The organism is Dietzia sp. CQ4, from assembly GCF_014145125.1.
Taxonomy (GTDB): Bacteria; Actinomycetota; Actinomycetes; order Mycobacteriales; family Mycobacteriaceae; genus Dietzia; species Dietzia natronolimnaea.
In genome coordinates, this window is the sequence record NZ_JAALDZ010000105.1 from 1 (window position 1) to 5,212 (window position 5,212).

A 5,212-nucleotide genomic window follows, 5' to 3' on the forward strand; every position below is an offset into this window, starting at 1 on the left:
CGCACCGGCCAGCCACGACGCGCGGCCCACGCCCAGGGCGTCCCACCTCACCTCCCCCGAGTCCGGCGCCCGCAGCTCCTCCGTGTGCGCGGCCACCGGGAGCGCGGCGTCGGGATCCCCTCCCTGGGCGGTGATCATCGCGCGGAACGAGTCCATGGCCCGCCCGTCGCGGAGTCGTTCGCGCGGGTCGTCGTCGACCCCCACCGCGGCCAGCGCCTCCCGCGCCAACGCGCAGGTCAGATCGACCATGTCGGGCGGGCCACCCCCGTCGAGGATCTCGACGCACTCGGCCACCTCGAGGGCGTTGCCCACCGCCCGACCCAGCGGCGTGTGGTTGGCGGTCACCAGGGCGCTGGTCCGGACGCCGGCGGCCGTGCCGATGGCGACCATCACCCGGGCCAGCTCGTCCGCATCCGCGCGGTCGGGCCGGAAGGCACCGGATCCGCACTTGACGTCGAGCACCAGCGCGCCCGTGCCCTCGGCGATCTTCTTGCTCATGATCGACGCCGCCAGCATGGGGATGGACGGGACGGTCCCGGTGACGTCCCGTAGGGCGTAGAGGGCCCGGTCGGCGGGCGCGAGATCGGCTCCGGCCGCGCAGATCACGGCCCCGGTCTCCTCGAGGATCCGGCGCCTGGTGGCGGCGTCCAGGTCGGCGCGCCAGCCGGGGATCGCCTCGAGTTTGTCGAGGGTCCCGCCCGTGTGACCGAGCCCGCGCCCCGAGAGCTGGGGCACCGCCAGCTCCCAGGTCGCCAACAGGGGGGTCAGCACGAGCGTCACCGAGTCGCCCACACCGCCGGTCGAGTGCTTGTCCACCGTGGGGACGCGACGACCGGCGCGCGTCAGGTCGGACAGGTCCAACCGGGTGCCGGAGTCGACCATCGCGGCGGTCCAGCGGGCGATCTCGCGATCGGTCATGCCCCGGAAGTACACCGCCATCGCCAACGCGGACATCTGCTCGGGGGGCACCACACCGCGGGTGTACCCGTCGACGATCCAGTCGATCTCGTCGTCGTCGAGCTCGTTACCGTCGCGCTTGGCCTCGATGATCCGCACGGCGTCGATCGACCGGGTCACGTCAGGTCCTCCGGCCCGAAGGCGTCCGGCAGGAGCTCGCCCAGTCGGACGGGGCCGCGGGCGGTGTGGACGACCAGGTCCGGGCCGCCGTGCTCGTGGAGGAGTTGACGGCACCGCCCGCACGGTGAGAGCGGGTCACCGTCGTGGCCGACGACGACGAGCTCGAGCAGTCTCCCGCCACCCGTGCGGTGGAGGTCGGACACGAGCGAGCACTCGGCGCAGAGTGTGAGCCCGTACGAGGCGTTCTCGACGTTGCACCCGGTTACGATCCTGCACTCGTCGCCGCCGGGTTCCGACGCCAGGGCGGCGGCCCCCACCCCCAATCCCGAGTACGGCCGGTAGGCGTTCCGGGCGGCCGCCAGCGCGGCTTCGCGCAAACCGCTGCGGGCCGCGTTCCTCTGTGCTGCGGTTTCGTTGACAGACACCCTTTTCTACCCTCCGGTAACTTCGATTAGGGTCCCCTAACAGGCATTACCCGTTCGGACCACCGTACCCACCCTGCTTCTCGTCCGCGTCCTCTCAGGTCTAAAGTCCTAGTAGGCGCCCGCTGTGCTCTCGGGCAGGGAACGCGCGCCGATGGCACCACGCCCAGACGATTCGGAGGCACGACAAGCCCATGAGTACTGCGCAGGCGCCGGCGCGTCCGGCCCCCAATAAGAAGATCAGCATCTACAAGGGTGACCCAGGGATGTGGTCGTGGGTCGCGCACCGCATCTCGGGCGTGGCGATCTTCTTCTTCCTCTTCGTGCACGTGCTGGACACCTCGCTCGTCACGGTGAGCCCGGAGACCTACAACGCGGTCATCGACTCGTACAAGACCCCGATCGTCGGGCTCCTGGAGGTCGGCCTGGTCGCGCTGGTCCTCTTCCACGCGCTCAACGGTCTGCGCATCGTCGCCATCGACTTCTGGTCCAAGGGCGCGAAGTACCAGCGCCAGATGCTCTGGGCCGTCCTGGCGATCTGGGTCGTGGTCTTCGCCGCGGCGACCGCCCGCCTCCTCTTCCTTCTCTTCCAGCACATCTAAGGAGAACGATCACCATGGCAGACGCACCTGTTCTCCAGACGTCATACGATCGCCCCGCCTCGCTCGCCCAGCCGCGCTCCCCGCGCCTGCGCTCACGCGGCAACTTCGAGCGCACCGCATGGATCTTCATGCGCGCCTCGGGCGTCGCGCTGGTCATCCTCACGCTCGGCCACCTCACCGTGGGCCTGATGATCGACGAGGGAGTCCACCGCATCGACTGGGCCTACGTCGCGGATCGCTGGCAGAGCCCGTTCTGGGCCACGTGGGACCTCCTCATGCTCTGGTTGGCACAGCTCCACGGCGCGAACGGCGTCCGGACGGTCATCGCGGACTATTCGCGCAAGGACTCGACGCGGTTCTGGCTCAACGCGATCCTCATCGCCGCGACCGTCCTCGTCCTGGCCCTGGGCACCTACGCCCTCTTCGGCCTCGCCTACGACGTCTGATCGACGCCTGCGGACCGTTCCACTTCGAAAGCGAGCACTGAGAATCCCATGACCGATCGTCAGGTCCACCAGCACCAGTACGACGTGGTAATCGTCGGCGCCGGCGGCGCAGGCATGCGCGCGGCCATCGAGTCGGGCCCGCGGACCCGTACCGCAGTCCTCACCAAGCTCTACCCCACCCGCTCCCACACCGGCGCCGCCCAGGGCGGCATGTGCGCCGCCCTCGCGAACGTCGAGGAGGACAACTGGGAGTGGCACACGTTCGACACGGTCAAGGGCGGCGACTACCTCGTCGACCAGGACGCCGCGGAGATCATGGCCAAAGAGGCCATCACCGCGGTCATCGACCTGGAGAACATGGGCCTGCCGTTCAACCGCACGCCCGAGGGCAAGATCGACCAGCGTCGTTTCGGTGGTCACACCCGCGACCACGGCAAGGCGCCCGTGCGACGGGCCTGCTACGCCGCCGACCGCACGGGTCACATGATCCTGCAGACGCTCTACCAGAACTGTGTGAAGCACAACGTGGAGTTCTTCAACGAGTTCTACGTGCTGGACCTCTGCCTCACCGAGACCCCCGAGGGCCCCGTCGCCACCGGGTGCGTCGCCTACGAGCTCGCCTCCGGCGACCTTCACGTCTTCCACTCCAAGGCCACCGTCTTCGCGACCGGTGGTTCGGGACGGATGTACAAGACCACCTCCAACGCCCACACCCTCACCGGTGACGGCATGGCCGTGGTCTTCCGCAAGGGCCTGCCCCTGGAGGACATGGAGTTCCACCAGTTCCACCCGACGGGACTCGCGGGCCTGGGCATCCTCATCTCCGAGGCCGTCCGCGGCGAGGGCGGCATCCTGCGCAACGCGGACGGCGAGCGCTTCATGGAGCGCTACGCCCCCACCATCAAGGACCTCGCGCCGCGTGACATCGTCGCCCGCTCGATGGTCCTCGAGGTGCGCGAGGGCCGCGGTGCCGGGCCCGAGAAGGACTACGTCTACATCGACGTGACCCACCTCGGCGCGGACGTGCTCGAGGAGAAGCTCCCCGACATCACCGAGTTCTCCCGCACCTACCTGGGTGTCGACCCGGTCACCGAGCTGGTCCCGGTGTTCCCCACCTGTCACTACGTCATGGGCGGGATCCCGACCAACGTCAAGGGTGAGGTCCTCCGCACCAACGACGACGTGGTGCCCGGTCTCTACGCCGCCGGCGAGTGCGCGTGCGTGTCCGTGCACGGGTCCAACCGCCTGGGCACCAACTCGCTGCTGGACATCAACGTGTTCGGCCGCCGGGCGGGGATCGCCGCCGCGGACTACGCTGCAGGCCACGACTTCGTCGAACTCCCCGAGGAGCCCGAGAAGATGGTCCGTGAGTGGATGGAGAGCATGCTCGCCGACCACGGCGCGGAGAACGCCAACGACATCCGGACCGAGATGCAGGCCATGATGGACGACAAGGCGTCGGTGTACCGCACCGAGCAGTCGCTCACCGAGGCCCGTGACGAGCTCCGCGCCCTGAAGAAGCGCTACGCCGACGTCACCGTCAGCGACAAGGGCAAGCGGTTCAACACCGAACTCCTCGAGGCCGTCGAGCTGGGCTTCCTCCTGGAGCTGGCGGAGGTCACGGTCGTGGGTGCGCTCAACCGCAAGGAGTCCCGTGGCGGACACGCCCGCGAGGACTACCCGGACCGCAACGACGACGAGTTCATGAAGCACACGATGGCGTTCAAGGACGGCCTCGGCCTCCTCTCCGAGATCCGGCTGGACTGGAAGCCGGTTGTGCAGACCCGCTACGAGCCGATGGAGCGTAAGTACTGATGACCACCGCAGTCGACACCACCAAGGCCACCGACGGCAAGGACCCGGGCTCGAACCGCCCGGTGCCGCCCGGCTCCACCATGGTCACGCTCAAGATCGCCCGGTTCAACCCGGAGGATCCGGACTCGGCGGGTTGGAAGGAGTACGAGGTCCCGGCCCTGCCGTCGGACCGTCTGCTCAACCTGCTGATGTACGTGAAGAACTACATCGACGGCAGCCTCGCGTTCCGCCGGTCGTGCGCACACGGCATCTGTGGGTCGGACGCCATGCTGATCAACGGGGTCAACCGCCTGGCGTGCAAGGTCCTCATGAAGGACATGCTCCCCAAGGACGGCAAGTCCATCACCATCACCATCGCCCCGATCCGCGGGCTGCCGGTGGAGAAGGACCTGTACGTCGACATGGAGCCGTTCTTCAAGTCGTTCCGTGACGTCATGCCGTACCTCATCACGTCCGGGAACCAGCCGACCGCCGAGCGGATCCAGTCCCAGACGGACCGGGCCCGCTTCGACGACACCACCAAGTGCATCCTCTGCGCCTGCTGCACGACCTCGTGCCCGGTGTTCTGGGCGGACGGGTCGTACTTCGGCCCGGCGGCGATCGTCAACGCGCACCGGTTCATCTTCGACTCCCGTGACGAGGGTGCCGCCGAGCGTCTGGAGATCCTCAACGACGCCGAGGGGGTCTGGCGGTGCCGCACGACCTTCAACTGCACCGACGCGTGCCCCCGCGGCATCCAGGTGACCAAGGCGATCCAGGAGGTCAAGCGCGCCCTGCTGTTCGCGCGCTGACCTTCCCCGGTCTCCCCGGCGGGGCCGCACCTTCCCTGAGCGGAGGGTGCGGCCCCGCT

Annotated in this window: 6 protein-coding genes; 4 read left to right on the plus strand and 2 right to left on the minus strand. The window is 68.6% G+C overall.

Annotated elements, in window-relative coordinates:
• Positions 1 to 1,077 (minus strand): thymidine phosphorylase (locus G6031_RS06800; protein WP_182652842.1); only part of this gene is annotated, 1,077 nt, incomplete at its 3' end.
• Entirely contained in the window at positions 1,074 to 1,502 is a 429-nt protein-coding gene (locus G6031_RS06805; protein WP_182609615.1) for a cytidine deaminase, read from the minus strand. The genes G6031_RS06805 and G6031_RS06800, both read right to left, overlap by 4 nt.
• A gap of 191 nt (positions 1,503 to 1,693) precedes the next feature.
• Between G6031_RS06805 and sdhC the strand changes: the two genes are divergently transcribed.
• The 4 genes from sdhC to G6031_RS06825 are packed head-to-tail and all read left to right on the plus strand — an operon-like array spanning position 1,694 to position 5,153.
• On the plus strand, positions 1,694 to 2,101 hold the full coding sequence (gene sdhC / locus G6031_RS06810) for a succinate dehydrogenase, cytochrome b556 subunit (protein WP_182609616.1): 408 nt from the start codon (positions 1,694 to 1,696) through the stop codon (positions 2,099 to 2,101).
• Positions 2,102 to 2,115: 14 nt separating this feature from the next.
• Positions 2,116 to 2,547 carry a succinate dehydrogenase hydrophobic membrane anchor subunit gene (locus G6031_RS06815; protein WP_179524745.1) on the plus strand — a complete coding sequence of 144 codons (432 nt, stop codon included), beginning with the start codon at positions 2,116 to 2,118 and terminating at the stop codon, positions 2,545 to 2,547.
• A 48-nt stretch (positions 2,548 to 2,595) separates the two neighbouring features.
• On the plus strand, positions 2,596 to 4,362 hold the full coding sequence (sdhA, locus tag G6031_RS06820) for a succinate dehydrogenase flavoprotein subunit (protein WP_179526169.1): 1,767 nt from the start codon (positions 2,596 to 2,598) through the stop codon (positions 4,360 to 4,362).
• The gene (locus G6031_RS06825; RefSeq protein ID WP_179524744.1) at positions 4,362 to 5,153 is read left to right on the plus strand and encodes a succinate dehydrogenase iron-sulfur subunit; all 792 of its coding nucleotides are present in this window, start codon (positions 4,362 to 4,364) and stop codon (positions 5,151 to 5,153) included. Before sdhA ends, G6031_RS06825 begins: the two co-directional genes overlap by 1 nt.
• Positions 5,154 to 5,212: the final 59 nt, after the last annotated feature.

Excerpts from the sequence above, each read along its gene's own strand:
- sdhC (WP_182609616.1), top strand. The coding sequence starts at position 1,694 with ATGAGTACTGCGCAGGCGCCGGCGCGTCCGGCCCCCAATAAGAAGATC.
- G6031_RS06815 (WP_179524745.1), top strand. The coding sequence starts at position 2,116 with ATGGCAGACGCACCTGTTCTCCAGACGTCATACGATCGCCCCGCCTCG.
- sdhA (WP_179526169.1), top strand. The coding sequence starts at position 2,596 with ATGACCGATCGTCAGGTCCACCAGCACCAGTACGACGTGGTAATCGTC.
- G6031_RS06825 (WP_179524744.1), top strand. The coding sequence starts at position 4,362 with ATGACCACCGCAGTCGACACCACCAAGGCCACCGACGGCAAGGACCCG.